The sequence below is a fragment of the Kutzneria buriramensis genome (genome assembly GCF_003387475.1).
GTDB lineage: Bacteria > Actinomycetota > Actinomycetes > Mycobacteriales > Pseudonocardiaceae > Kutzneria > Kutzneria buriramensis.
The window spans coordinates 1-25,358 of sequence record NZ_QUNO01000031.1 but is presented as its reverse complement, the minus strand read 5'-3'; the positions used below and the strand labels follow the sequence as shown (position 1 = coordinate 25,358).

Here is a 25,358-nt window from a genome sequence, read left to right as displayed (position 1 = left end):
GGGCGTTCAGGATCACGGAGTAGATTTCCTGATCCTCAACCGTGCTGGCGCAGTGGTTGTGCAGCGGGTGGCTGTCCAGAGTGACCACGATCGCCAACTTTGTGGCTCTGCCGTTGCAACAGCACGACCATGTGCTGCGCCAACAGCCCGCCGAAAGACCAGCCGAGCAGGTGGTACGGCCCGTCCGGCTGCACTGTCCTTATCTGCTCGACGTAGTCCCTGGCCATCTCCTCGATGGACCGCAGCAGCTCCTCGTCGCGGGTCAGGCCGTGGGTCCGGAGCCTGTACAGCGGATCTCGACGTCGAGGTGCTTGGCGAGGCGGACGTACGATGGGCTCAGACTGCACACCGGGTGCGCGCAGAACAGTGGTGGGCGGTTGCCGCCGGCGCGCTGGGCAATCAGCATGTCGAACTCCCCGGCGTCGTCGGCCTGCCGGGCGATCCGCTTGGCCAAGCCCGCACCCGTCGGCTGCTCGAAGATCGCCTGGACACCCAGCTCCACCCCGAACTCCGCACGGATGCAGCTGCCCAGCCGGATCGCCGTCAGCGAATGCCCTCCGAGATCAAAGAAATCGTCGTCCACACCGACCTTCTCCAGCCCGAGTGCCTCGGCGAACAGCGCGCACAGCCTGTGCTCGGTCCCAAATACCGGGTTCACGGCCCGCGACATGAACGGTCAGCTCCAGCAGCGCCTTGCGGCCCAACTACGCGCTCCTCGTCAGGGGGAAGGCATCCGTGCGCACCTCGCCGTCGGAGACGCGTACTGGGCTTCCAGCGGGTACGGTCGCCCGTGCGGCACATCCGATCGCCCAGCTCGCCGGACGGATTGGCCACGAACCTCTCCGCGGTCAGGTCCGGTCGGCCGAGATAATCGCGAGCCAGGTTCATGCCCGGCAGGTGCATCTCCCTTCCCGCGCCGGCCGGCACCAGCCGAACGTTCCCGTCAATAACGCAAACCTGCGTGTCCCCGCACCGGCTTGCCGATCGGAACCGCATCGACCGTCGTCCGCTTGGAGGCCCACGCAGTGACCTCGATGGCGGCCTCGGCCGGCAGCACGACCTAGCGCTGATGCTCCTGCTCGACCCGGAACCGCACGCGCAGGCTCTGGGCCTCCAGCATGACCCATCGCCATCGCCCGAAGGCGACAGTATTCGGAGGGCGGGACTGGCAAACCGCCAATGCGCCGTTGGCGCCGTGCCCATCCATTTCGGACAGGATCACACGGGATGTCAGCGGGAAGGACGGTCCGCAGTGGACACGATCATTGAAACCCACGGACTGCGCAAGCGTTTCCCCGGGCATGAGGCGTTGCGGGGCATCGACCTCCAGGTTCCGGCCGGCACGGTCTTCGGCCTGCTCGGGCACAACGGCGCGGGCAAAACCACGACGGTGCGGATCCTGGCGACCCTGCTGCGCGCCGACGGAGGGCAGGCTCGAGTGGCCGGCCACGATGTGGCGAGCGACCCGCTGTCGGCTCGGCGGCACATCGGTCTCGCCGGCCAGTATGCCGCCGTCGACGGCCAGTTGACCGGTCGGGAGAACCTCGTCCTGCTCGGCCGCCTGACCCGGCTCAGCCCACGTGACGCCAGAGCTCGTGCCGTTGAGCTGCTGGCCCAGTTCGATCTCACGGCCGCGGCCGACCGCCTGGCTGGCATGTACTCCGGCGGCATGCGCCGCCGTCTGGATCTCGCGTGCTGCCTGGTGCACCGGCCGTCCGTGCTCTTCCTCGACGAGCCCAGCGCCGGTCTGGACCCGGCCAGCCGACAGTTGCTGTGGGCCGAGATCCGGGCTCAGGTCGACGCGGGCACGACTGTGCTGCTGACCACGCAGTACCTGGAGGAGGCCGACCAGCTGGCCGACCGGATCGCCGTCCTGGCCGCGGGCGAGGTTGTCGCCGAGGGCACACCCGACCAGCTCAAGCGCGACGTCGGCGGCGAGTGGCTCGAGGTGTCCCTGGCCACGCCGGCCGACCTGCCTTACGCCTGGTCCGTGCTGGCCCCGTTGCGGCCCAAGGACCGTGATGCGGCCGAGGGCCGGCTCTCGGTTCCGCTCAGCGACGGCATGTCCACGGTGGCCGCCGCCGCCGTGGCGCTGCGCGACGCCGGCCTGGAGATCGCCGACTTCGCGATCCGGCGTCCGTCGCTCGACGACGTCTACTTCAGTCTCACCGGCCCCACCAGCCAGGGAGCACAGCTATGACCACCGCTGTCGTCGACACGTTGACGATGCTGGACCGGAAACTTCGCCACCTGCGCCGGGCGCCCGGTGAGCTGCTCGGTGTGACCCTCACCCCGGTTACGATGGTGGTGGTGGTCGGCTATCTGCTCAACAAGGCGATCACCATGCCCGGCAACGCAAACTACCTGGACTTCATGATGGCCGGGGCCGGGGCCCAAGTCGGCCTGGGGTGTTTCGGTACCAGCGCCATCTCGGTCGCCGATGATCTGCGCAACGGCCTGGTCGATCGGTTCCGGTCGCTGCCGGTCCACCGGATTCCAGTGCTGCTGGCGCAAACCCTGTCCGATCTCGCGCTCACCGGCGTGGGCATGGCGCTCGCGGGGGCGGTCGGCTGGCTGCTCGGCTGGCGGATCCACACCGGACTGCTGCCCGCGCTGGCCGGCTTCGCCCTGCTGTTGGCGCTGACTTTCCTGTTGTCCTGGTTCGGGGTGCTGGCCGGTCTCGTGGTACACAGCATGTCGGCGGTGAACTCGCTGTCCGGGCTGGTGCTGGTCGTGGGCTCGTTCCTGTCCAGCGCGTTCGTCCCGCTGTCGAGCCTGCCCGGCTGGCTGCGACCGGTCGCGGAGTGGAGCCCGATCAGCACGGTGGTCACCGCGACCCGCCAGCTGTGGGGAAACCCGGTCGCGAACACCGGAGACAGCCTCGCGATCACCCATCCCGCGGCGGCGGCCCTGGCGACGATTGCGTTCCTCATCATAGCCGTGGTGCCGCTGAGTGCGCGACTTTACCGCACCGCAAGTGAGAAAAGCCGCTGATTACAACAACACCTGAGACTTCCTCTCGGCGGTCGCGGATGGTGTCCGACCATCGGTGGTGGGAAAAACACCACCCGCGAGGGTAGCGTCACCCGAGGAGAGACATCATGCGCGCGGTCATCAACGATGAGCTGTCCGTTCGGATCAGGGACCTGGTGTGCGACGTCTTCGCGCTCGACGCGAACGAGGTCACGGCGGACGGCAGCTTCGTGGACGACCATGGGGTGGACTCCGTGGCCGCAATCGAACTGGTCCAACGTGGAGCGCGAGTTCGACATCGAGCTCACCCAGGAACAGTTGGCCGGCATGGCCACGCTGTCCGGTGTGATCGCAGTCGTCATGGAAGCCACCGGTTGGTAGTTCGGATGGTTGTGGTGACGGCACCGCTTCGACGCGTTGACCGTCCGCCGTGGCGTTCTCGATCGACCCTGACGAGTCAATGTTCGCCGGCCACTTCCCTGGTTTGCCCATCTTCCCTGGTGTCTGTCGTCGTCCGTACCTCGCGACACGAGGTCGCGACCGTGCGGCCGGAGCCGTCGTGATCGACATCGCCGGGCCCTCCCACACTGGCCGCCGATGCTGCTCGTGGACGAGATACTTGAACTCGTTGCGGGCAACGGGTCGTCACCACCTGGGCGCCGCAGACGGACGCACAGGCCCTGCTCCTACTCTGCGGCCTAGGCTGGCATCATCAGGTTCACCAAGGCACTGGCCAAGGAGCTCGACCGCTTCGGCGTGCAGGCCAATGTGGTGGCGCCCGGGATGGCCGAGTCCGACATGACCGCACGCATGTCGGACAAAGCGCGGACGAAGCCGGCCGATGCCATCCCCTTGCCCGCTTCGGCTTGGCGACTGAGCTCGCCGAGCTGACCGCCTTCCTGGCCTGGGGCCAGGCCGCCTACGTCTCCGGTTCCGTGTTTCGGGTGGACGGCGGACTTCCCTCTGAGTCAGCCACAAAGCGCCGTCGGCCCAGCACGTAGCAGGGCGAGGCCGACGACGTTGTTCACTCAGCCTCGCGGTGCGAGCCCGAACTCCTCAGTCCAGCCGTCGTCGTAGACGGAGTCCAGGTAACTCTCACCAAAGTCGGGCGCAATGGCGACCGCGGTGACGTCCCGCCCATCACGATGGTCGGCCAGCCACCGAATGGCCCCGCCGACCACGGTTCCGGTCGACCCGCCGAACAGCATTCCCTTGGCCGCCAAGGCGCGACAGGTCCGCACCGTGTCCTGTTCTTCGACAATCACCACCTCGTCCACATAGGACTCGTCGAGTAGCGCGGGGCGTACGCCGGCGCCGAGGCCGGGAATCATCCGCACACCAGAGGGCCCGCCGAACGTCACCGAGCCGGCCGCATCGACCGCGACAACGGTCGCCGAGCTGCCGGCATCCCTGAGATAACGGGCGCAGCCCATCAGCGTGCCGGCGGTCCCCGCCCCGACGAAGAGCACGTCGAGGCCCGGAAACGCACGCAGCAGTGCCGGTCCGGTGCGACGGTAGTGCGCGCCCCAGTTGTTCTCGTTGTGATATTGGTCGAGCCACACGGCCTCGGGGTTCTCCGCGCACAGCGTTCGGACCTGCTCCAGCCGGGCCTCAAGAAACCCGCCCACCGGCGCCGGCTCTCTGATGACGTGCACCTCGGTGCCGAGAGCCTCCATGGCACGCTGGCTCGACGCCGTGCACCGAACGTCGGTCACGCAGATGAAGTGGTAGCCGCGGCTGGCCGCGATCACGCTGAGGGCGACGCCCAGGTTGCCCGACGAGGACTCCACAATGGTCGAGCCGGCTGTCAGCGTTCCGTCCCGCTCGGCGGCGGCCACCATCTCCGAGGCCGCCTTGAGCTTGATGGACCGGGCGAAGTTGAAGCCCTCGCATTTGATCAACAGTGGCACCGCCAGGCTGGCGCGCAGGTCGAGATAGACGTCGTCGGCGTTGAAGTCGACTGGCGACGAGATGATGGGCACCGGGTCACCGCCGTCCGTAGTGGTCCAGGTCGGTGAAGAAGCCCGGTACCGCGACCAGTTCGCCCGCCCGCTCGAGTTCGTGGTAGACATGGCGGCCGACGGCCAGGTCCAGCACCCCGAGGCCGAACGGCGAGAAGATGACCGGCCGGTCGGCGGGCAGCAGGAGACGGCCGGCCATCACGTCGTCGAGCGTGCCATGCACGAAGTTCCGGTTTCCGGTCAACTGCTCGGCCAGGTGTGGCGAGGTGCCAGCCTTCAGACAGTGCTCGACGTCATCGACGATATTGACTGCGGACAGGATGATCTCCGGCGCGAGATCGCGCAGGGACACGTGCAGCACTACCGGGTTGTGTTCGAACCACGACGGGTCGTGAACGTGCGGTTCACCGGTGACCGTCGCGAACACGACAAGGTCGCTGGCTCTGATGAGGTGCTCGGCACCCGAATAAGTGGTGATCTCGGCGCCGCTGCCGGCGCGCCGGAGGTGGTCGCCGAACTGCCGGGCGTGCTCCGCGGTCACGTCGTGGAGCCCGATCTCGTCGAAGTCCCAGTCGGTGGCGGCCAGGTAGGTGTGCACGTATCTCGCGATCAGTCCGGTGCCGATGAAGCCGACGCGGCGGGGACGCCGCCGGCCGCGGGTGAGCCAGTCGGCCGCCAGCGCAGCCGACGCGGCCGTCCGGGATGCGCTGATCACCGAGGACTCTAGGCACGCGAAGGGATAGCCCGTCATGGGATCGTTGAGCACAAGCACCGCGGACGCCCGCGGCAGGCCGACGCCCGTATTGGCGGGGAAGCTGCTGATCCACTTGAGACCGTGCACCGGCGCCTCGCCGCCGACCGACGCGGGCAACGCGATGATGCGTGCGTCCGGCCGGTCCGGGAAGCGGAGGAAGTAGGACGGCGGATTGACCGTCAAGCCAGCGCCGTGCATCCGGTAAGCCGCCTCGACGATGTCCATGGTCGCCTTCTCCCTGCCCGCGAGGACGTCGAGGACCTGGGCGCCGGACACCACAGAGAAAACAGGATGAGACAAGGACTCTCCTCAGGTCGGTCGCCGGTCAGGCGGCGCGCCGGTTGCGGAGTGCGGCGAGCCGGTACATCGCCGTCGCGGCGGCTAGCACTCTCAGACCTCGCACCGAGCAGGGTGAGTACCCGGTCAGTTGGCCGATGCGCTGCAACCGGTAGTCGACGGTGCTGCGGTGGATGATCAGCCGCTCGGCCGCTCGGCCGCGGTTGCCGTCCTCCTCCAACAACACCTGCAGCGTCTCCCAGAGCACCCGCTGCTTGACCAGCGGCTGGATCACCCGTAGCAGCGCGTTGGACACCTCCGGAGCGCGGGAGGCGGCGAACTCGATGAGCACGTCCCGCATCCGGTACACCCCGCCGGCGAACTGCTGGGCGACCGCGGTGGCCAGGATCTCGTCGGCGACAGCCTTGGCCGACGGCAGCGTGCGGTTCTCCGACCACACCAGGGCAAGCCTGATGTCGGTGCCGACGGCGCGAAGCGCGCATGCGCAGCGCTTGGCCGCGTCTTCCTCGTCGACGGCAGCCAGCACCACGTGTCCGCCTTCCGGGCCAAGCACCGACACCGTCGCCGGTCCTCCCCAGCGCAGCAGGGCCCGCTCGAGCGCGCCATGGCGTTCGCCAACGGCGCCCACCGCCACCACGGCGTACCCGAGCCCCGGACCCGGCTCGACCAGATCCGACGAATTCACGGCGAGCAGAGCGGCCACCCCGTCAGGACCGGACATCCGCTGTGCCGCGGCACGTCCGCCCTGGAACCCGGCGGCGATCTCGACCAGCACCTGGCTGCCGAGCCGGCTGACCCGGCGGACGTCGGCGCAACGCTGGGCAGCGTCGACGCCTGACCGGGCGAGGGCTTGGTCCACCAGGTCGCTGGTCAACTGCCGGACCTCCGCCAGCAACACGTCCACGTCCCGGCCGGCTTCCGCCCATGAGCGGCCGACCTGGCGAACGCTTTCGATCTCCGGGCACCTTCCGATGGGCTGGGCCGGCGCTAGCAAGGGCAGCACGCAGCGCATGACCACCTGCCGTGGCAGGTCGTCGCGGTCCACGGGCTCGTTCTCGGCCGCCGCCGGCAGGACGGCGCGGGCGCCGAGATCACTGACCACAGCACTGATGTAAGCCACCATCTGACTTCACCTCGTATCGCCTGATCCCACTGCCGGACCAACCTGTGGTCCCCGCAGACCAGCTCGCAGTCAACGTCCGAGTCCATTTACGGCGAGTGACTCACATCATCACCCGACCAGGCTAAAGATGAGCTCAAAAGTTCCTCAGATGGGTGACGCGAAAAACGCGGAAGGTTTCCGTCATTCCACTCATCCACGGTTTGGAAAGCCCCGACCATCGGCGTTCAGATGACTCGGACACCTCGGACAGATGACTCGTACACCGCGGATCGGCGGCCCGAGCACGGCGAACACACCCTCACGACCGACGCCGATCTCAAGGTTCCTTCCGATTTACTCGGATACCGACACCGCCATCAATCTGAAAGGATCAGCGAGAATAACTGTTCACCCCTGGCCGGCCAAGCCCGGATCCACCTCGCCGGAAGTCCCGACGACCGAAAGGTGAACTGATGCGACGACAAGAACTTCACGGCAACCGGTCGGTGAGCTCGGTGAGTGAACTCTGCCTGGGCACACTGGATTTCGGTGGCGCCATCGACCGCGCGACGTCATTCGCGCTGTTGGACACCTTCGTCGAGGCCGGCGGCAACTTCGTGGACACCGCGAACTGCTACAACAGCTGGTCCGGCACCGGCGACGAGAGCGAGCTGACCGTCGGTGAGTGGCTGCGCGGTCGGTCCGACCAGGACTCGCTGGTCGTCGCGACGAAGGTCGGCGGACGGCCGACAACTCCCGGTTCGACGACCGAATTCGAGGGACTCAGCGCAGGCGCCGTCCGCCACGCGGTGAGGGAAAGCCTGCGCCGGCTAGGTGTCGATCACCTGAAGCTCTGCTACTCGCACGTGCGCGACGAGTCCGTCGGACTGGCGGAGACCTTGGGCGCGTTCGAGGAGCAGCGGCAGCTGGGCCTGTTGGACGCGATCGGACTGAGCAACCACAGTGCCACCGACGTGTGCGCGGCGCGAGAGCTGGCCAAGAGCAACGGTTGGGCGCCGGCCGGGTGTGTGCAGCAGCGGCACAGTTACCTACAGCCGATGCCGGGCACCTCGTTCGGTCCGCAAATCCCGCTCGACCGTGAACTCGCCGACTACGCGGCGTCCGAGTCGAACCTGCTGGTACTGGGCTATTCCCCGCTCCTGTCCGGCGCCTACGCACGACCCGACCGGCCACTGCTCCCGCACTATCTGCACGCCGGAACGCCGCCCCGGCTGCTCACACTCAGCCGGGTCGCCCATCAGCTCGGTGCCACGCTCAACCAGGTGGTGTTGGCATGGATGCTGCACAGCACGCCCTCGGTGGTGCCCGTGATCGGCGTCAGCTCACTCGACCAGCTCAACGAGTGCATCGAGGCGGTGCACATCCTCCTTGACCACGACCACATGCGCGAACTGGCCGTCGGCGATATGGAACGCGCTTCGCACCCGGCGTGACACAAGGTTGGCCGGCGCAAGGCCAAATCGCCCGCGGTGACACGACACGGCGCCGCCGCGGGCAATCGCGCTCAGCGAACGCTCATCAGGGCGATCAGCTGCTCGCTGGACCGATCCACGGGTGGCTCGGCCACGCCGCCCGGCACGGTCGAGCCGGGCAGGTAGCCCGAGGCCGCGAGCGCGCGATAGAGTTGTTGCGCTGGGCGGCGAACTTCGCCGCCCGGGCGAGCTGGGCCTGGCCGGCGATGGCTCGGACGATGCCGGCGAACAGGCAGCTCACCGGAACAACTTCCGTCGCGAAGCCGAGCGGCTCGATCGAGCCGAGGACACTCCGCACGCTGTTCAGAACGCTTTCAACACTGTTCATGGCGTTTCCTCTTCCACAGCGATCCCGAACCAGAGAAACCGACGCTACCCATACCCGGCCGCGCTGTATCGATCTAGTTTTTCAAATTCAAACAAGAATCGACCAGAGGGTCGAGATAGTCAGAGAAATCCGGACACCGCGTTCGGCAAGAAGTCCAGGCATGCTACCTGCAAGCGTGCCGACACCCGGCGGACGAGACCGCCGCAGACATCCAGGGAGGATGACCGGTACCGCGCCGGCCGCCGGAGGCGACGACGAGCGGCCACAGCTCGGCGATCCCGTCACGGCGAAGATTCGACATCCGATTCAACCATGACCAACCGGTCTCCACCATTGTGACGACCCTCTGGTGCGACCATCCGCGACCGCGTGACCGCCCGTTCGACTTTGCCGGAAGGAGCGGCCAGCGCGTTGCTGGAACACGGGTGACCCGGGTAACAAATCCGTCCATCGCAGCCGCGAGACAGCAGGATTGGGCGTCCCCGGGAGGGCAGGTCCGTGAACAGAGTCGAAAGCGCGTTCACGTCGCACGTGGCACCACAGTCACTGTGGCAGGGTGAATCAACACCAACCATCACGTGTTGCCCGGCGGCCGTGGACTTCACGTTCGTCGCCCTCGCCGCCGCCGCCACCGCGTTCAACTTCTGCAAGGCGCACTACCACGGCGGCCATATTCTCGAGGACTCCCACACCATGTACTCGAGCGACGTGGCCGACCACTCGGTCTCCGAATTGGCCGGCCTCAGGCTCGCGGTTCTGGACTGAATGGACACCGCTCAGCACTATGGTGGATGACATCCCACCCGTGTCCGAGTAGTTTCTCCAAGAAACCAACGCTTACCATAAGCAACCCGATTGAACCGTGGAGCAATTACCATCTCGCCGGAGGGCCGTGCAGTGAACAGAGTCGAATACACGATGGCGTCATTCTTCGGCAGCAGCTGCGAGGTGTCTCCCCCCGGATTCGTGTCCGCCGCGCAGCCAGTCACCTGCGCGGCCCTGACCACCGTAAAGACCGCCGACCTGGTCGGCCTCGCACTCGGCGCGGCTGGCTTCGCCTACTTCGCGGCACGAGCCCACAACCACGGCACCTTCGACGGGACAGAGGACATCCCGGCCCAGCTCGGCAACGAGCAGGCCACGGTGGAGGAGTTGACCCTGATGCGCCACGCCGGAGTCAGCTGAATTCGCCAAAGACAATAAATGGGGTGAGGTCGCCGCCGGCAACCTCACCCCATTTATTTGATCAGACGGAACGCTCACGCACCGACAGCAGGTCCAGGACCGATGACCGCGCCGTAACCCCGTCGCCAGCCGCCGCAACAACGGCCTTGCTGGTGATGACACCCGGACCGTAGTTGGCCGCGCCGTAAGCCGCGAACGCTTGCTCAACCACGTGGGCGATATGGCCAATGAACTGCGGGGAATCCGCCGCTGACGGGGTACCGACGTTGCGTGACACAACCTTGTCGAGCGCCTCGGACACCCGGGTCTCGATCGTGGCCGCACTACCCATGAAAGAACCTCCGACTACCAATGGAATAGGCCCGTACGCCCTATAGCAAACCACCGGGCCAAGCGGCCGACCATCAACAGCCTCCACAATCAGAATTATTCGATCCGTGGCTTGGATTTCTTCCGCCATCCGCGTATGCCCTCAGCAGTCCATCGCGTCGAGATGGTCGGCCAGGTGGACGGTCGCCAGGTCCACTCGCGCATGGCAGCCCGCCTTGGCGAAAACCCGGGTCAGGCTGTTCCCAACGGTCTTCTCGCTCGCCCGGACGCCGGCGGCGATCTGACGGTTGATCCGCCCCCTGGGCGGCCAGCTCGACGATCCGACACTCGGTGTCGGAAATCGTGCCTTCCCTCGGGCTGGGGAACGACCGTGCCGCCGCACCATCTGTTTGACAATCTGTGCATGGGCATCAGTCCCATCCTGGCGAGGATTTCGATCGATTGCTCGAACAGGACTCCCGGATCCTCAGCCAGCACCGCCGCGACCGCGTCGGCAGGCAACTGCGCCAACTGGTTCTCCGGCGCCCGCCGCGCCTCGTGGACCACGGCCATCACGTCCTCGGCGTCCTTCTCCACCATCGCCCGCACGAGCATCACGCGTCAACCGCGACGCGCGACCGGGCTGCCGGAAATGCCGCTCCACAGCCTTATCGAGCAGCTGCCGCACGAGTTCGGGCTGGTCACTGCCGGCGCGCCGGCCCACAGCCGCAGCATCAGCAGGTTCATCCCGACGTCGTCGCCCAGCCGCGGGGGTCTCTTCGTAGGCGCGCAGACCGACAACCATGCCCTCGCCTTTGTCGCCTTTCCCTGCGAGCAGACCACATTCCACTCAGCCGCGGGCGGCCAAGAGGGTGCTGGTCGTGTCGTCGGTCAGCCAGCAGCTCGACTGCTGGAGCTCGCCGCGATTGGAGCACCTCTCGGCAACCACAAGCCGAGCCAGCCCGCGCATCGGCGTCTTCGGCCTGGTCAGGTCCAGATCGATCGCTGCGGTCACCGCCGCGTCCCAACCGCCTCTGATGTCATCACGCAACAGTTGGTGGTACGCGGCGAGCAGCCCGTCGTGCGGTGGCCGTAACTGTCCCCGTAGATGCTGCGGAAGACGTTGACCAGGTCGAATTGGGCGTTAGCGTGCAGCAGGTCGTCCCGGCCGCTTCGCCGCGGTCGCCAAGGCCGGTTGCGCCGCCGCCGAACTGCTCCGGATGTCACTGGTGGCGGCCCGCGACCGTGACCATGGCGTGGCCGGTGCGGCGCTGCGCCTGGCACCGAAGCGCGCCCAGCCAATGGAATTGGCGAGCACGACCAACTGTCTGATCCGGTTCGGCGTCGCCGATCCCGCCCTGCTCTGTGAGGCGTACGACATCCCTGGCGTGGCTGAACATCGTGCTCCGCCGACACTGGCTGCGCGGCTCGATGCAGGCGTGCGGCATCACGACACCGGGCCGCCGCCGGCCGATCGTCGAGGAAAACGAACGCCTGCTCGCCGTTCTGCTCAGCGAGGGTCTCAGCAACGACCAACTGGCGAGGGTGCTGCGAATCAGCCGGAAGACCGCATAGGGCAGGATCGCCCAGGCCTTCGCCCGCACCGGTTACGGGTCCCGGGGCGAACTGGCCGTGGCGGGGCTCGACGACCAGTTCGACCACTGAGGATCACTGGCGAATGGCGAACGAGGCGCCCTTTCCGTTGAGCCAGCGGTACTCGTTGTTCGTGAGCACTGTGCCGTCGGCGGCGAGCGCCGTGGTGCTGACCGTGATGACGTCGTCCGTCGTCACCGCGTAGCGGATGTATTCGGTCACCGGATGGTTGTTCGATTCCAGCGGGCAGCGCACGTCGGAGAACGCGATGTGTTCGGAGACCAGGTATCCGTTGACGCACAGACCGCCGCTGACCGCCGGGCCCGGGCGCCTATCGCCACCGACGTGTACTGCGCGAACGACACCGAGACGGACACGTTCTCGCCTTGGCTCAACGCGCTGAGCACCCGGCCGTAGGTGGACCGCGGGGTTGCCGCGCTGCTCGTGATGTCCTGGGACAGTACGAGCAGTCCACCCGACGCGAGCTTGGACGAGGCTTCGAGCCGCTCTTTCCTACCCGCGGAAGTGCACCGGGATGTACTCGCCGTAGAACCGGTCGGCGGTGGCGGTGAAGTCGGCGCACGTGACGATCGCGCACTGGACGTCCACATCACACGTGGTGCCATCGGGAAGCTGCGGCTTGAGTTTGAGCGTGGTGTAGAACGAGCCACCCGGCTCGGTCGGGATCGTGGTCCCCGGGGCGCCGTCGCGGAGTTGGTGATTCTGCGCGACGAACCGCCCTTGACCTCGCGGCCGGCCAGACGGAGCGTCGGCAGCGTAGTGTACGTCGACGGATCACCGGCTGTCACACTGTCCTTGACGACGCAGAAGGCAAGGAATATGCCTGGTTCTCGTGGTATCCCAGGCCATCGGCTGAGCCAGTGCCATCAGTAGCCGGCAGGGTGGCTGGGGCGGCGATCAAGTTCGGCACGAACTTCTGGCCGTGCGTGGACGTGGTCTCGCGACGGGCGGCGCCGACCGCCGGGCAGGCGATCGCGGTCCCGGCATGCACGACGACAAGCGCGAGTGTCGGCTGCCGCAGCCGGAATGCCTTGTACGAGCATGTTCATGGTGGGCTTGCGCACTGCGAAGCGAGCTGCTCCGAGTACTTTCGGCCGGATCGTGGGCAATGGCCGACAGCCAGCGTCCGACCAAGTTCGGAGCAAATCCGAGAACAGCGGAACCGTATGAGCATTCACCGCGACTGACTCGGCCGGCCGAAGGCCGAGACCGCTGATATAGCCGGACACCGCGCGTTCGGGCGATCCGCGCGGCGTCCGGTTGTCGACGGCGGAGCAGCCGGCCATTCCGGAGAACGTGACGGTCAGGGGCGGTGACAGTTTCGTTCTCCGGTCAGCCGCTCTCCATCCGCGACGATGACGGCCGAGGCCTGCGGGTTCAGGCCGGCCGAGGCCTGCTGGTCATGGTCGATGGCCGGGCCCGTCACACGGTCGGCTCGGCGTCGAGGTCGGCCGCGTCGACCTGCGGTGAGGCAGGCTCGGACATGGCGGAAAGGACCGCCACCAAGGCAACGAGCGCGCCACTGACCAGCGCCGCGAAGACAACATGAGAACGACTCATATAACCTCCCGTTCTGACTTGCCACGACCCACTTCACTTTATGTCCGACCGTCTCGGGGTGACCACGGCACCCGCGGGATTTCCGAGATGTTCTGAATCTGTCGCCCGTGGCCAACCGATCTGCACGATTTTCCACAGAGATCAGTGCCACGCAGCCAGCTCGCGGTTTCGCTGTGCCGCTGTCGACCGGGAAGGGACCTGGCTGCTGTCCAACCGATTCCCCAGCAGCTTCTCCCCACCGTCGGCGCCGACGACCAGGCGGCGGTCAACCGTCTCCAGCGCGTCGACGTCCACCAGGCCGAGTCGATCGTCGAATTCAGCCAGAACTGCGACGTCGCGGGGAGCTGCCAGGATCTGGAGGCACGCACGGTCAGGACCCTCGCGACCACAAACCACCGCCGTGAACTCGGGCGCTGACTCGTCGACACCAGTGGCGAGCTCAACCACCGGACGCTCCCGCTCAGGCCCTCGCCCGGACCGTGGTGCTTGCTGCGCAGGTGATCCAGGGATGCACAAGCCTGCTGAGCCGGCGCATGGTCACTCTGCCGGTGTCGAGCTCCGGCTGAGGCAGCGTCCACGGCTGAGGCAGCGCCCACATCGGCGGGTTGTTCCGTTCCTTGTTGGCCTTCGCCAGGGAGATCATCCGACAGCTCAAAGCCGTCGAGCCCGGCGAGCTGGCAGTACGGCGCGCCGTCGAACAGCGCGCCCACTGGCGCCGTGGCGCCGTTGTTCGTACGGCAGCACGTGTGGTGCCGTTCCTGCCTGTCGAGCTGCGGCAGCTCGCAGCACGTCACAGGACGGACGGCAGCTGGTCTGCGGTCTTCGACCGCCACGCGAGCGGGCCCTGCTGAGCGAGGCCAACCCGTCGCCCGACGATCTGATCGACGTCGGTGTGAAGGACATGGCCCAGTCGTCAGCGTATCTGATGATCACTGCTCGGGCAGAGGTCAACGTGGCCAGGCACATGATCGCCGTGCTACGCATGCGCTGCCCGGAGTCGATCACAGCGAGTATCGCGGCGATGGCCGTGTCCAGGATGAGAAGCCAGCGGGTGTCGCCGGGTGCGCCACTACGCGGCCGAGTTGTTGGACCCGAGCCACGTGCTCGCCGAAATCACCACGATCCGAACGTGGCGATGCTGACCTACATCTCACATTCCCACGCTCAGCTCCAGCCCGACATGGCCGACAAGCACGGTGCGCTGCTGAAGTCGTCGACCTCGCCACCGCGAGCCAGGCTGTCCTTGCCACCGATCTCGCGGGACCATCGAACGGCACATGCGACGCCCGTCTGCCTTTCCGATCAGCCGATCGCGTGAACCAACTCAGCGATCGACATGTCGGCGCCGCTCCCGCTCAGACCGGAACCGGCGCTGCCCGAGGCGACGTACCCACCGACAGCCTGAGCCAGCGCGCGGTCGACCTGGCCGACCCAGTACGCAGCCGCCGCCCGGGCGGTCGCCTGCCGCGCGAGCTGGACGGTGAGAAGGGCGTCGGTGGCGGCGGCGAAGCAACTCACCGGGGCGGCCCGGCCCGCCGGCTGGAGCGGGGCGAGAACGCCTCCCTGCGCGGGAACATCTCTGGTGGCAACGATCTCAAGAGGACTCATGGGCCGAACATAAGCGTCAACGGGTGAGCTGGAGAAGAGCGACCATCACGTGATGCGGCAAACTCTCCGCGATTTCTGAGCCATGTCGACGCTTCGACGACGAAGGACGGGCGTCGTCAGCCATACGACCGAGCCGCCGCGGTTGCACCGCGGCACACATGACGGTCAGGCCTCTGGGATCTTCCGGCCGAAGTTCTCCAGCGTGACCGAGACCGGCTCGGGCCACACCGCACGCCGCGGTCGAGTCCATCGATCGTCGCGAGTTCGGCGTCGGTCAGTGCGAAGTCGAAGACGGCGAGGTTCTTGGCGATCCACTCCGGTCAGGTCGACTTCGGAATCGCTGACCGGCCCCCGCCACAAGTGCCAGACCACTTCGAGCGAGGCAAGCGACAGGTTGGTGTCGTGGCCGAGGTGGGTGTCTCGGCGCAGACCGTCTTGCGCTGGCATCGCGACTGGCTGGCAGCCGTGCGGCACTGGAGGGCGCCGGGCGGCGCCCTTGGTTGTCCGACGAACAGGTGAGCCAGGTGCGGGCGGCGTTGACGGAAGGCTCGAAGGCCAACGACTCGGTCATCCCGGTGGCCGCCTACGACCAGGACCCGCTCTCGGCCTGGGTGGACGGCCTCGAACTGCGGGTCCATGCCTTCGCCGACGGAGCCGAACGCACGGTGGTGATCCCCAGCGCCGTGGGACCGGGCGAAACAGCCGCTTCCATCTGCGCCGGGAGGGCGGCCTCCTGCGGGTGACCACCGACAGCCCCACCCCTGGCGGCTGCGCCTCGACGGACCTGACAGACCCTCGCACGCCAGTCCCGCCGGAACCCGGACGGCCGACTTCCCGTTCCCGACCTGAACCCGGCGCCGACGGGACGTTCTGTCCTCAGGCGGCGGCTGCAGGTGCCCGGCCACCGCGGTCCGCGGTGCGGCCGGGCACCACGCGGACCCTCAACCTTCGTCTGTGGATCGAGGCCAAAAGCGCATTCCCCGTTTTCGCGAGCTCACGCGCCGAGCAGTGCGGTGCCGGCCTCGTGCAGCGCGAGGTTCAGTGTGGGGGCGGCCGTGCCACCGAAACAGGCCCGCGCCGTCTCGGGCTCGGCCAGGCGGGGATCTCCGCCGTCGGTGGACAGATAGTTCACGAAGCTCTCCACACTCCGGTCGGGAAGCACGAGCCAGGCATAGGCCTGGTCGGGTTGGGCGGGCGGATTCTGGATCACCAGGCCGGAGCCGTTGAGCGGCTCGTAGGGTCCGGTCAGCGCGGGTGCGACGAAGCCGTAGAGCCCCGTCGGCGCGCTGCCCGCCGGATGGAAGGCCTGCCGGCTGGTGCAGAAGAACAGATAGTACCGGCCTTGGTGGACAACCATGTGCGGCCGTTCGATCTCGTGGTTGACGCCCGCGGAGACCAGCAGGGGTGGCAGGAGATCCCAACCCGCAGTGGTTGCGCCGGCGAGCGCGACCGCACCGGTGAAGTGGCCGCGCCACGGCACGGAGGCGGCGATGAGGAGGTACTCGCGTCCGTCGGCGGGGTCGCGGAACCGCCCGGGATCCCGGAACGCCATGATGCGCCCAGGGCCTCCTTCGACCTCGTCCGCCGGCAGGTACGGGCCCTCCCCGCGCAGCACGACGTGGTGCTCGACGTGTGGTTCGAACTGGACGACCCCATCGACCGCGCCGAGCCGCGCCCGAGCTTCGACGACCCGCTGACGGAACGTCGTGCGGGACTCGCCGCGCAAACCGGCAGCGGTGTAGAAGACCGACACCGTGCCGTCCAGTCGACGGACAGCAGACCCCGACCATTCACGGCTTCCCGGCGATGCGCCGTCGGGGAACACGTCGCCGAGGTCACGCCAACGGTCGGCGGTCCTGGCCAGCAACCGGATACGGGCACGGTCGTGGCGTTGCTCGGGGTGACCGACCGCGGGTGCGGTCAGTGCCATCCACAGTTCGGCGCCGTCGACGACAGCGGTCGAACCGTCCTCCTCCTGCACCGGCCAGCTGTCCCAGATGTCGTGGTACGGCAGCGCCCGCAGTGCGCGGCCGATGGTCGGTGCGGTGGTTGCCGGAGCCTCGGCAAGCCGGGCGAGATGATGAGGGGTCCATCGGGCGGTTCGGATGTCGGTCAGTGGATCAGCCCTTCAAGGAGCCCTGAAGCAGGGCGGCGGCGAACCGGCGTTGGAAGATCAGGAAGACGACGAACGTGGGCGTCAGCACGAGCAGCGATCCGGCGCACAGCAACGGGATGTCGGTTCCCCACTGCCCCTGGAAGGCACCGAGCGCACCGGCCATCGTCCGCTGGGTCGGGTCGTCGACGAGGACGATCGCCAGCAGGAACTGGTTCCAGGTCCACAGGAACAACAGGATCGCCAGCGACGAGATCGCCGGCATCGCCAGCGGCACCTGGATGCGCCAGAACTGCTGCCAGCTGGTGGCGCCGTCGATGTGGGCCGCTTCGGAAATCTCGCCCGGAACGGTCACGAAGTGGGCACGCATCCAGAACACGCCGAAGGGCATGAACAGCCCGACCAGCGGCAGGATGATCGCCCACCTGGTGTTGAGCAGGCCCATGTCCCGGATCTGGTAGTACAGCGGGGTGATGATGCTCTCGAACGGGAGCGTCAGGCCGAGCACGAACGCCAGGAACACCACCCGCCGGCCCGCCATCTTCAGGTGGCCGATGGCGAAGCCGGCCATCGTGGCCACCAGCAACGAGATGGGCACGACGCCGAGCACGATCAGCGCGCTGGACGTGAGCAGCTCGCCCATGTGCGCGGCGTTGAACGCGGTCAGGAAGTTGCCCCACTGGGGGTCGCTCGGCCAGTCCAGGCCGGCCGGGTACGTGCCGGACGGGTGCAGCGCGGTGAGGAACAGGCTCACGAACGGCACGATCGTGGCCACCATCAGCAGGACGAGGAACACTCGCCCCGTCCACGCCTCGCGACCCCGGACGATCACGATTCCTCCCTGGTGAGCCGCTGGATCGGAAGCACGCAGACGAGCACCAGGACCACCAGCACCACCCCGAGCGCGGAGGCGACGCCGACCTGCCGTTCGACGAAGGCCCGGTAGTAGATCTCCAGGCCGGGCACCATCGTCGTGTTGCCGGGGCCGCCCTGCGTGGCGATGTAGATGATGTCGAAGCTGGCCAGGGCCGCGATCACCGTGACCGTGACGCAGACGCCGATCTCCTGCCGCAGATTCGGCACGGTGATCGAGAAGAACTCCCGCAACGGTCCGGCGCCGTCGAGCCGCCCGGCCTCGTACAGCGCCGGGTCGATCTTGCTCATGCCGGCCAACAGCAGCAGCGTGCACAGACCCAACAGCACCCAGGCGCCGATCACGCCGACCGCCGGCAGTGCGGTGGCGAAGTCGCCCAGCCACGCCCGGGTCACGCCGCCCAACCCGATCGCGGACAGCAGCTGGTTGACCAGGCCGTCCGAGGACAACAGCCAGGTCCACGCGATACCGGCGGCGACAAGCGGAATCACCTGGGGGATGAACAGCACCGCCCGTGCGACGGCGGCGAGCCTGCTGGTGGCGATGCGCCGGATGGTGGCCGCGATCGCCAGGCCGAGCAGCACCGGGATGCCGCTGAAGAACACGATCAGCTCGAACGCGTGGACGATCGTGCCGACCAGCTCCGGGTCGGTGAACACCCGCACGTAGTTGGCGAAGCCGACCCACGGCGACGAGCCGATGCCGTCCCACTGGTAGAACGAGTACCGCACCGTCTGGACCATCGGCGCCAGCACGAACACCGTGTAGACCGCGATCGCCGGGGCGGCGAACAGCCAGCCGATCCACCGCTGGCCGTGCCGCGGCGCCCGACCGGTGGCCTTCGCACCCTTGGGCCGAACCTCGGTCCGTTCGGCCGACGGGGTCAGCGTCGCGCCGGCCACCTCAGCTCCCGACCTGGGTCTTGTAGTCGCTCTGCACCGACTGCAGCAGCCCCTGTGGGGTCTGCTGCCCCGCGAACAGCTTCTGCAGCTGCGGGGTCCAGCTCTTGGCGTAGATCGAGCCGGTGGCGTTGGCGATGAAGTCCATCGCGCCGTTGTCCTGGGCGATCCGGGCGCCGGCGGCGAGCGTCGCCGCGGTGACAGTGCCCTGCTCGATCTGTGGCATCGGCGCGTCGGCCGGCCCCATCGGGTGCGAGCCGCCGACCTGCACGGCGATGCGACGGGCGTCCGCGTTGGTCGCGACCCAGTTCAGGAAGAACGCCGCGCAGTCGGCGTGCTTCGCCTTGGCGGCGATGCCGACCGTGAGCGGCGCCGACATCGTGACCACCTTGCCGCCCTGCTCGGTGGGCAGCGGGAAGAACCCGACCTTGCCGGCCATCTGCTTGTCGAGGTTGCCGGACTCCCAGTCGCCGTTGAACATGAACAGTCCGCCGCCGGCCTGGAACTCGCTCATCATCTTGGCGTAGTCCATGGCGTTGGCGTCCGCGGTGAAGTAACCCGCCTTGATCCAGTCCTGAAGGTGTTGCGCCGCCTTCTGGTTGGGCGGGGTGTCGATCGTGGCGCCCGGCTTCTGGAAGATCCAGTCGTTGATTGGGCCCGGCTGGCCGTAGGCCGCCATCAGGTTCTGCAGCGGGAACGCGAATCCGCCGGTGGCGCCGCCGTTGAACTGGACGATCGGCGTGATGCCGGCCTGCTTGGCTTTCGCCAACGCGGCGTCGAACTCGACGAGCGTGGCCGGCGGGGTGGTCATCCCGATCCGCGCGGCGAGCGTCTTGTTGTAGAAGACGCCGGTGATGCTGAAGTTCAGACCCATCGCGAACAGCGAGCCCGCACCGCGCGCGCCGCCGCCGGGCTTCATCCGCAGCTGCTCCAGCTGCGACGCGGGCCAGGAGTTCCAGCCGAACACCCCGGCGTACCCGTCGAGGTTGCGCAGCAGGTTGTCCTTCACCAGCTCGGAGACCTGCGGCAGCCGCATCAGGTCCGGCGGGTCGTCGGCCAGCATGCGCGGCGCGTTCTGGGTGATCACCGCGAACTGGTCCTCGCGGATGTCCCACTTGACGTTCGGGAACTGCTTGGAGAACTCGTCGGTCAGCGCCTTGGTCATCGGGAAGCCGGTCTCGAAGTACCCGCTGAGCGTGACCGGATCCGTGCCGCAGGTCGGCTTCTGGGTGAGGACCGCGCCCGCGTCGGCCGACTGGGTGCTGCTGCTCCCCGGCCCGCCGCAGGCGGCCGCCAACGCCGCCGTCAGCACGACGATCCCGATCGCGCTCCTGCGGTATCTGCTGTGACGCGGCATTGCGTCTCCTCGGTGTGCTCGTCGGGGCAGATCGGCGTCGCGCCGCTTGCTAAATCGAGTTAGCAAGCTGAAGTGTTACGCTCCACGCCAGCCGAAGTCAAGAAGCACGCTGGGGGTCGCCTTGAGTCCACGACGGGTCACGCTCGCCGAGGTCGCCGAGCACGCCGGCGTCTCGCGCACCACAGCGTCGCTCGTGCTGGCGGGGCGGGCCCGAGAGCTGCGGATCTCGCAGAGCGTCGAACAGCGGGTCGTCGAGGCGGCGCGAGAGCTGGCGTACCGGCCCAACGCCATGTCCGTCGGGCTGCGCACCGGCATGAGCCGGACGCTCGGCTTCGTCTCGGACACCGTCGCCACGTCCCGTCTGGCCGGCGACATGATCAAAGGAGCCCTCGAAGCCGCGCGCGAGCAGGGCCTGATGCTGTTCATCGGCGAGACCGAGGGCGAGGCGGATCTCGAGCGCGGCCTGTTGCAGGCCATGCACGATCGCCAGGTCGACGGCATCATCTTCGCCTCGATGTTCACCCGGGCCGTCAAGGTGCCGGCGGCACTGACGGCCGGTCCCGCCGTGCTGCTCAACGCGGTGCCGAAGCGGACATCCCCGCTCTCGTCGGTTGTGCCGGACGAGGTCGAGGCGGGCCGCAGCGCCGCCCGAGTTCTACTCGAAGCGGGCCATCGCGACGGAATCCACCTCATCGGCGCAGGCCCTCGGCTCCGCGATGTGCCCCCCGAGGCCCTCGCCGGTGTCCAACGGCTCACCGGCATCAGCGAGGTCCTCGCCGGTGCGAGGGTGAGGATCGCCGGCGGCCACGTCTGCGTCGACTGGCAACCCGAACACGGATACGAGGCGACCCGCCAACTCCTGGAAGACACTCGGCCACGCGCGCTGATCTGCCTCAACGACCGGCTCGCCGTCGGCGCCTACCAGGCCCTCGACGACGTCGGCCTCAAGGTGCCCTCGGACGTCTCCGTCATCTCGTTCGACGACCACCCGGTCGCAAGCTGGATCCGTCCCAAGCTCACCACTGTCGCGCTCCCCCACTACGACCTCGGCCACAAGGCCGTGGAGGTGCTCCTCGCCGAGATCGACCGGAACCGTGAGGGAACCCCGCCGAGGGGCGAAACATACCGCGTATCCATGCCGGTTCGAACGCGCGACTCCGTGGCCGCGCCCGACGCCTGAGTCGCCGAACCCTTGACTGCGAGTCCACAAAGGAAGCACGCGTGTCCGGGCCACCGAACATTGCACTCGCTCGCCGCCGGCCGAGGGGTCGCCACCGACGCGACGGCGAGCACCTGCTCCTACCCGTGGAAGTGCACCGCAATGTACTGGTCGTAGGTCCGGTCGTCGGTGGCGGTGTAGTCGGCGCGAGTGACGATGGCGCACTGGACGTCCACATCACAGGTGGTGCCGTCGGGCAGGTGCGGCGTGAGGTTGAGCGTGGTACGGAAGGACCCGTGCGGCCCATACGGAATCGTGACACCCGGCGTGCCGGTCGCCGAGTTGGTGATCCGGCGGGCTGAACCGTCGGTGGACTCACGGCCACCCAGGCACGGCGTCGGCAGCGTGGTGTACGTCGACGGGTCGCCGACCTTCACGCCGTCCTTGACCGCGCAGAAGGCGAGGAAGATGCCCTGGTCCTCGTTGTAGCCGGAGCCGGCGACCTGGACGGTGCCGCCGGCGACGGGCAGCGTGGTTGGCCCGGCGATCAGGTCCAGATGGAACTCCCTGCCGTCCGGGGACGTGGTCACCCGGTGGGCCACTCCGACAACCGGGCAAGCGGCCGCGGTCCCCGCCTGGGCGACGACCAGCGCCAGTCCAGCCGCGACGACGGGCAGGCCGCGGGTAATGACCGTTGTAAGGGGATTGCGCACTGCGAACCAAATCCTTCCACTTGCGACACGTTTCATCGTATTGTTCTGGCGCGTGTCGTCATGCGGCAACACAACCGCGACAGCATCAATCCCATGAGGAAATCTCTCCGCAGGCGTCGGATCCCACGACCGACACGAGGCGCGTCAGACGAAGCCCGCGAGGGAACGGCCATGCGCAGACCGAATGCCACGAACACCACGCCACCGAGCCGCGCCGCCCCTACTTGACGGCATCCGCTGACGGGTCGAACGAGTCACCGATACCGTCGCGGACGCGACCGCCGATCTATCGACACACCATGCGCTGGTCGCAGCACAGCGATCGCCGATCTCGACACGCTCTGCTTGGCTGAAGTTTACGCCGAATGACGGACAGGGCCGTGCGAGGCTGAGGTAGCCGCTGGAAGTGACTCTCGTAAACGTCGACCACAACGAGTCGGCAGGGCTGTTGTCCCAGCAGGTTCCGGTGGCGCCACTGCCAAGACGCACCTTCGCGATCAGTAACCCGATCTTGGTGAGATCACTTCACCAGGGGAGTTCGCCGTATCACTAGCACTCAAGGGACTGACCTGCGACTTCATCCTCCTGAGCCGACCAGAACCGGCCCACAACTGTGAAACACGGGACCGACACCTGCGATGGGATGCGCGGCACCGTCGCGGTCCGCGCTCCGGCACACCGCCGGTGACTTCACCCGATCGCTCGCACTGCCCGGATTCGTATTTGACCAGCATCAACGACCTTGCCGAGGCCACGCGCACAGAGGATGACACGCCAACGCGACCCCTGCTCGTGATCAAAGCCTTCGGCAATTTTGATCATCAGGGGCCGCGCCTCTCGCTGCCGAACCGGACAGGAACGGACGGTGTCGACACATACGCAGGCGATCAACTCACCTCGCCGACCGAGAACACCTCAGGCGTCGTAACAGCTATGCACCTCGTTACCAGCGGCACCATCGAAAGAGATCGTATAGTCACACACCGCGGATTTGTGCAGGAATGAATAAACCATCCCATTGCCGGTCCGGGCCCACATATCAAGCCAAGCCTGAGGATCCCTACTAAAGTAACCCCAGTTGACGCTTTCCCCCTGCTTGTCTATGGACCCTGTCTGCCAGTGGTAGACCAGGTTCCCGTTGCGGTCATAGAGGTTGGCCTGGGCCGACCAGGTGTTAGAGGCCACATAGACGGGCCGAGGCACAAATTGCATAAAGTGGTTGTGCGCCGGCTTGGAGGCCGCATGCGCTTCCATCGAGAAACCCGACGTCAGCAGCAAGGTTATTCCAGCGACAAGGGCACCCGCCCGCCTCCCCGCCAGAGATCCCCCCCGGCGAGCGACGCTGAAGCGAAACTTCGTCATTTTTCTTTGCTCCTCTCTACGGCCTTCTGACCAACAAGCTTCCCCTGGAGCTCCTACCGAATGTCGACCGAAGCCGATGCGACGCTCGCACTGTTCTACCGGGGAGCCCCGTTCGGCCAGTGCTCAAGCTCTCACAGTCCATCGAAGGCGGCGGGCCCATCTGGCACTGGGACGACGAAGAGACTACTACCCAACCACACTTCCCCACTCCACGTCGGCCACGGAAGGCTTTTTCCGCATTTTAGGGAAAAAATCACTCACTTTTGGATACACCCAGTTCCCATAGCACCCGCACCTCTAGGCAGTCGTACGATAATCGATCTCACAATCAGGCCGAGAATCACTCAACGTAGGCGAGCAACTACCCTTCAAGAAAAGCTCGGTTGACCTCTTCGGACGGCCTTCGGGACATGGCCAACCGCACTCTGCGACCGGTCATTGTTGCACCAGCCGACCCACGGCAGCACGGCGCGTCCGACCGCCGCCTGGTTCGACCAGGTCCACCGATCGATCAACTCGACCTTGAACGTGCCCTTGAACGCCTCGTCCATCGCGTTGTCGTAGGAGTTGGCTACCGACCCGACCGACGCGGTCACGCTCACCTCGGCCAATCGCTGCCTGTAGCGAATGGACAGATATTGAGCGAGTTCGGCTGACCGTCGGAACGCCCTGGCTGGAAGGTGGAGCGACGCAGTATAGGCCGAAGCAGAAGCAGGTTCGTGTCTACCTTGGTCAGGTCCCGTCACCGAGTCGGCCGACGGTTGCCTGACGCGAACACCGTGCCAGGTTTTGGGCCGCGATCACCACCGGCGTCCTGACCGACGAGGCATCGGAAGCGGCGGGCGTGTCGGCATCGGTCGGCTAACCACTGTTTCCACCACGCTGACGGAGTGAACCCTCAACTGTCCACAACGGTCTCTGGCCGGCACTTCTCCTTCGTTGAGCGCGAGGACATTGCGCTGCTGCGCGCACATGGCCTCGGCGTGCGGCGATTGCCCAACGGCTTGGCCGGGATGCCTCGAGGGTTTCCGGGAACTGCGGCGCAACGCCTCGACTCGGACCTACGGCGTTGGCCACAAGGTCTCGACAGCCACAGCGGGAACCCGTGGAGTTCGGTGAGCGCTTGGACGTCGCCGCCGGGTTCGCGGTGCTTGCCTGAGTGCCAGGCGTCAATCTGCCCGCCTGTGACGCTGGTGGTCTGCTCGCCCAGACGATCGGTGGAGAGCAGTTCGCTGTCCAGGATCAGGTGCGTCACGCCGTCGGCTTTGGCCGTACTGAGCACCTCGTGCAGGTCCGATGCTTGCTCGGCGAGCACTGTGATGACCTCGTCGAGGTAACGGTAGCCCGAGAGATGCCGCGGTCGCGGGCCAGCGCGAGAACAGTCGATGTTCCGGCGGAGCCAACGCAAGCCCAACACGGCCTGGTGAAAGCAGGTCAACGCGCGACGCTCGCGGCAAGCGCTCCGTATGCAACTATCAACCTTGAGTAGCAGGCCGACGTACTGGACAAGTGCACGCGGACCATCGAGCCTGGCACGAACGTGACGTGAAGGTCTTCTTTGGCGAGAGCTCTTCCATCAAGGACTCCACGCCCACCTCGAAACAGGATCGCACACGACCGCCAAGACCAGCCCCTTCGCGACCATCACCCCGATCTTGGCGTCGAGTAGCCGGAGGGAGTCTCACCCTCCGGCTCTC

General features: G+C 67.0%; 30 protein-coding genes and 4 pseudogenes. 14 read left to right on the top strand and 20 right to left on the bottom strand.

Features of this window, described 5'->3' with window-relative positions:
* Window positions 1–35 precede the first annotated feature (35 nt).
* Window positions 36–227, bottom strand: coding sequence for a thioesterase domain-containing protein (locus BCF44_RS59435; protein ID WP_379796336.1), 192 nt, complete (start codon window positions 225–227; stop codon window positions 36–38).
* 35 nt (window positions 228–262) lie between these two features.
* Window positions 263–670 carry a phosphopantetheine-binding protein gene (locus BCF44_RS50845; RefSeq protein ID WP_116181811.1) on the bottom strand — a complete coding sequence of 136 codons (408 nt, stop codon included), beginning with the start codon at window positions 668–670 and terminating at the stop codon, window positions 263–265.
* 582 nt (window positions 671–1,252) lie between these two features.
* Between BCF44_RS50845 and BCF44_RS50835 the strand changes: the two genes are divergently transcribed.
* From BCF44_RS50835 to BCF44_RS59525, 6 genes and pseudogenes are all read left to right on the top strand, one after another.
* Complete coding sequence (locus BCF44_RS50835) at window positions 1,253–2,200, top strand: ATP-binding cassette domain-containing protein (protein WP_246016285.1); 948 nt, start codon at window positions 1,253–1,255, stop codon at window positions 2,198–2,200.
* Window positions 2,197–2,994, top strand: a complete 798-nt coding sequence (locus BCF44_RS50830) for an ABC transporter permease (protein WP_116181809.1) — start codon at window positions 2,197–2,199, stop codon at window positions 2,992–2,994. Before BCF44_RS50835 ends, BCF44_RS50830 begins: the two co-directional genes overlap by 4 nt.
* A gap of 107 nt (window positions 2,995–3,101) precedes the next feature.
* A pseudogene (locus tag BCF44_RS59430) lies at window positions 3,102–3,200 on the top strand (hypothetical protein); the annotation flags it as partial.
* Window positions 3,201–3,403: 203 nt separating this feature from the next.
* Window positions 3,404–3,472: pseudogene (locus BCF44_RS59530) on the top strand (hypothetical protein); the annotation flags it as partial.
* Window positions 3,473–3,681: 209 nt separating this feature from the next.
* Complete coding sequence (locus BCF44_RS59425; RefSeq protein ID WP_394468243.1) at window positions 3,682–3,864, top strand: Rossmann-fold NAD(P)-binding domain-containing protein; 183 nt, start codon at window positions 3,682–3,684, stop codon at window positions 3,862–3,864.
* A pseudogene (locus BCF44_RS59525) lies at window positions 3,804–3,974 on the top strand (SDR family oxidoreductase); the annotation flags it as partial. The gene BCF44_RS59425 and the pseudogene BCF44_RS59525, both read left to right, overlap by 61 nt.
* Window positions 3,975–4,001: 27 nt before the next feature.
* Here BCF44_RS59525 and sbnA read toward each other — a convergent pair.
* The 3 genes from sbnA to BCF44_RS50805 are packed head-to-tail and all read right to left on the bottom strand — an operon-like array spanning window position 4,002 to window position 7,108.
* Window positions 4,002–4,955 (bottom strand): 2,3-diaminopropionate biosynthesis protein SbnA, encoded by a 954-nt coding sequence (sbnA, locus tag BCF44_RS50815; protein ID WP_116181806.1) that lies wholly within the window; start codon window positions 4,953–4,955, stop codon window positions 4,002–4,004.
* 4 nt (window positions 4,956–4,959) lie between these two features.
* A complete protein-coding gene (gene sbnB / locus BCF44_RS50810; protein ID WP_116181805.1) occupies window positions 4,960–5,988 on the bottom strand; it encodes a 2,3-diaminopropionate biosynthesis protein SbnB in 1,029 nt (342 codons plus the stop codon).
* Between the two features lie 25 nt (window positions 5,989–6,013).
* Complete coding sequence (locus tag BCF44_RS50805; RefSeq protein ID WP_116181804.1) at window positions 6,014–7,108, bottom strand: PucR family transcriptional regulator; 1,095 nt, start codon at window positions 7,106–7,108, stop codon at window positions 6,014–6,016.
* Between the two features lie 452 nt (window positions 7,109–7,560).
* On the opposite strand from BCF44_RS50805, the gene BCF44_RS50800 reads away from it, so the two are divergent.
* Window positions 7,561–8,541: an aldo/keto reductase gene (locus BCF44_RS50800; protein WP_116181803.1), complete on the top strand. Its 981-nt coding sequence runs from the start codon at window positions 7,561–7,563 to the stop codon at window positions 8,539–8,541.
* Between the two features lie 94 nt (window positions 8,542–8,635).
* Here BCF44_RS50800 and BCF44_RS50795 read toward each other — a convergent pair whose 3' ends face one another.
* Window positions 8,636–8,908 carry a hypothetical protein gene (locus tag BCF44_RS50795; RefSeq protein ID WP_116181802.1) on the bottom strand — a complete coding sequence of 91 codons (273 nt, stop codon included), beginning with the start codon at window positions 8,906–8,908 and terminating at the stop codon, window positions 8,636–8,638.
* A 594-nt stretch (window positions 8,909–9,502) separates the two neighbouring features.
* Here BCF44_RS50795 and BCF44_RS56255 point away from each other — a divergent pair.
* Window positions 9,503–9,673 carry a hypothetical protein gene (locus tag BCF44_RS56255; protein ID WP_170218200.1) on the top strand — a complete coding sequence of 57 codons (171 nt, stop codon included), beginning with the start codon at window positions 9,503–9,505 and terminating at the stop codon, window positions 9,671–9,673.
* Window positions 9,674–9,826: 153 nt separating this feature from the next.
* On the top strand, window positions 9,827–10,093 hold the full coding sequence (locus tag BCF44_RS50790) for a hypothetical protein (RefSeq protein ID WP_116181801.1): 267 nt from the start codon (window positions 9,827–9,829) through the stop codon (window positions 10,091–10,093).
* A 61-nt stretch (window positions 10,094–10,154) separates the two neighbouring features.
* Here the strand turns inward: BCF44_RS50790 and BCF44_RS50785 are convergent, their stop codons facing one another.
* Together BCF44_RS50785 and BCF44_RS59420 are read right to left on the bottom strand one after the other, a co-directional pair.
* Window positions 10,155–10,424, bottom strand: a complete 270-nt coding sequence (locus tag BCF44_RS50785; protein WP_116181800.1) for a hypothetical protein — start codon at window positions 10,422–10,424, stop codon at window positions 10,155–10,157.
* Between the two features lie 141 nt (window positions 10,425–10,565).
* Window positions 10,566–10,808, bottom strand: a complete 243-nt coding sequence (locus BCF44_RS59420; RefSeq protein WP_116181799.1) for a LuxR C-terminal-related transcriptional regulator — start codon at window positions 10,806–10,808, stop codon at window positions 10,566–10,568.
* 18 nt (window positions 10,809–10,826) lie between these two features.
* Here BCF44_RS59420 and BCF44_RS55050 point away from each other — a divergent pair, with 18 nt between their 5' ends.
* Together BCF44_RS55050 and BCF44_RS55045 are read left to right on the top strand one after the other, a co-directional pair.
* The gene (locus BCF44_RS55050; RefSeq protein WP_147328994.1) at window positions 10,827–11,498 is read left to right on the top strand and encodes a hypothetical protein; all 672 of its coding nucleotides are present in this window, start codon (window positions 10,827–10,829) and stop codon (window positions 11,496–11,498) included.
* Between the two features lie 269 nt (window positions 11,499–11,767).
* Window positions 11,768–11,977 (top strand): hypothetical protein, encoded by a 210-nt coding sequence (locus tag BCF44_RS55045; protein ID WP_147328993.1) that lies wholly within the window; start codon window positions 11,768–11,770, stop codon window positions 11,975–11,977.
* A gap of 93 nt (window positions 11,978–12,070) precedes the next feature.
* Here BCF44_RS55045 and BCF44_RS50775 read toward each other — a convergent pair.
* The 4 genes and pseudogenes from BCF44_RS50775 to BCF44_RS50765 form a co-directional block, all read right to left on the bottom strand.
* Window positions 12,071–12,316: pseudogene (locus BCF44_RS50775) on the bottom strand (VirK family protein); the annotation flags it as partial.
* 1,122 nt (window positions 12,317–13,438) lie between these two features.
* Complete coding sequence (locus BCF44_RS56250) at window positions 13,439–13,576, bottom strand: hypothetical protein (protein ID WP_170218199.1); 138 nt, start codon at window positions 13,574–13,576, stop codon at window positions 13,439–13,441.
* Between the two features lie 141 nt (window positions 13,577–13,717).
* The gene (locus BCF44_RS56245; protein ID WP_170218198.1) at window positions 13,718–13,870 is read right to left on the bottom strand and encodes a hypothetical protein; all 153 of its coding nucleotides are present in this window, start codon (window positions 13,868–13,870) and stop codon (window positions 13,718–13,720) included.
* 166 nt (window positions 13,871–14,036) lie between these two features.
* Entirely contained in the window at window positions 14,037–14,219 is a 183-nt protein-coding gene (locus BCF44_RS50765; RefSeq protein ID WP_116181796.1) for a hypothetical protein, read from the bottom strand.
* Between the two features lie 486 nt (window positions 14,220–14,705).
* On the opposite strand from BCF44_RS50765, the gene BCF44_RS55040 reads away from it, so the two are divergent.
* Complete coding sequence (locus tag BCF44_RS55040) at window positions 14,706–14,894, top strand: hypothetical protein (RefSeq protein ID WP_147328992.1); 189 nt, start codon at window positions 14,706–14,708, stop codon at window positions 14,892–14,894.
* Here BCF44_RS55040 and BCF44_RS50760 read toward each other — a convergent pair.
* Window positions 14,879–15,184 (bottom strand): hypothetical protein, encoded by a 306-nt coding sequence (locus tag BCF44_RS50760; protein WP_116181795.1) that lies wholly within the window; start codon window positions 15,182–15,184, stop codon window positions 14,879–14,881. The two genes, BCF44_RS55040 and BCF44_RS50760, sit on opposite strands and share 16 nt — an antisense overlap.
* 500 nt (window positions 15,185–15,684) lie before the next feature.
* Between BCF44_RS50760 and BCF44_RS57110 the strand changes: the two genes are divergently transcribed.
* Complete coding sequence (locus tag BCF44_RS57110; protein WP_211353627.1) at window positions 15,685–15,927, top strand: hypothetical protein; 243 nt, start codon at window positions 15,685–15,687, stop codon at window positions 15,925–15,927.
* Between the two features lie 251 nt (window positions 15,928–16,178).
* Here the strand turns inward: BCF44_RS57110 and BCF44_RS50745 are convergent, their stop codons facing one another.
* The 4 genes from BCF44_RS50745 to BCF44_RS50730 are packed head-to-tail and all read right to left on the bottom strand — an operon-like array spanning window position 16,179 to window position 20,427.
* A complete protein-coding gene (locus BCF44_RS50745) occupies window positions 16,179–17,291 on the bottom strand; it encodes a glycoside hydrolase family 68 protein (RefSeq protein WP_281283269.1) in 1,113 nt (370 codons plus the stop codon).
* Window positions 17,292–17,304: 13 nt separating this feature from the next.
* Window positions 17,305–18,129, bottom strand: a complete 825-nt coding sequence (locus BCF44_RS50740) for a carbohydrate ABC transporter permease (protein ID WP_116181793.1) — start codon at window positions 18,127–18,129, stop codon at window positions 17,305–17,307.
* Complete coding sequence (locus BCF44_RS50735; RefSeq protein WP_246016283.1) at window positions 18,126–19,073, bottom strand: carbohydrate ABC transporter permease; 948 nt, start codon at window positions 19,071–19,073, stop codon at window positions 18,126–18,128. Before BCF44_RS50735 ends, BCF44_RS50740 begins: the two co-directional genes overlap by 4 nt.
* A 1-nt stretch (window position 19,074) precedes the next feature.
* Window positions 19,075–20,427, bottom strand: a complete 1,353-nt coding sequence (locus tag BCF44_RS50730) for an ABC transporter substrate-binding protein (protein ID WP_116181792.1) — start codon at window positions 20,425–20,427, stop codon at window positions 19,075–19,077.
* A 121-nt stretch (window positions 20,428–20,548) separates the two neighbouring features.
* On the opposite strand from BCF44_RS50730, the gene BCF44_RS50725 reads away from it, so the two are divergent.
* A complete protein-coding gene (locus BCF44_RS50725; RefSeq protein ID WP_116181791.1) occupies window positions 20,549–21,607 on the top strand; it encodes a LacI family DNA-binding transcriptional regulator in 1,059 nt (352 codons plus the stop codon).
* Between the two features lie 119 nt (window positions 21,608–21,726).
* On the opposite strand, the gene BCF44_RS50720 is transcribed toward BCF44_RS50725, so the two are convergent.
* The 3 genes from BCF44_RS50720 to BCF44_RS50715 all read right to left on the bottom strand — a co-directional run bounded on the left by BCF44_RS50720 (window position 21,727) and on the right by BCF44_RS50715 (window position 24,257).
* Window positions 21,727–22,299: a hypothetical protein gene (locus BCF44_RS50720; protein ID WP_211353626.1), complete on the bottom strand. Its 573-nt coding sequence runs from the start codon at window positions 22,297–22,299 to the stop codon at window positions 21,727–21,729.
* A 915-nt stretch (window positions 22,300–23,214) separates the two neighbouring features.
* Window positions 23,215–23,661 carry a hypothetical protein gene (locus BCF44_RS56240; protein ID WP_170218197.1) on the bottom strand — a complete coding sequence of 149 codons (447 nt, stop codon included), beginning with the start codon at window positions 23,659–23,661 and terminating at the stop codon, window positions 23,215–23,217.
* Window positions 23,662–24,029: 368 nt separating this feature from the next.
* Complete coding sequence (locus tag BCF44_RS50715; protein WP_147328990.1) at window positions 24,030–24,257, bottom strand: hypothetical protein; 228 nt, start codon at window positions 24,255–24,257, stop codon at window positions 24,030–24,032.
* Window positions 24,258–25,358 lie beyond the last annotated feature (1,101 nt).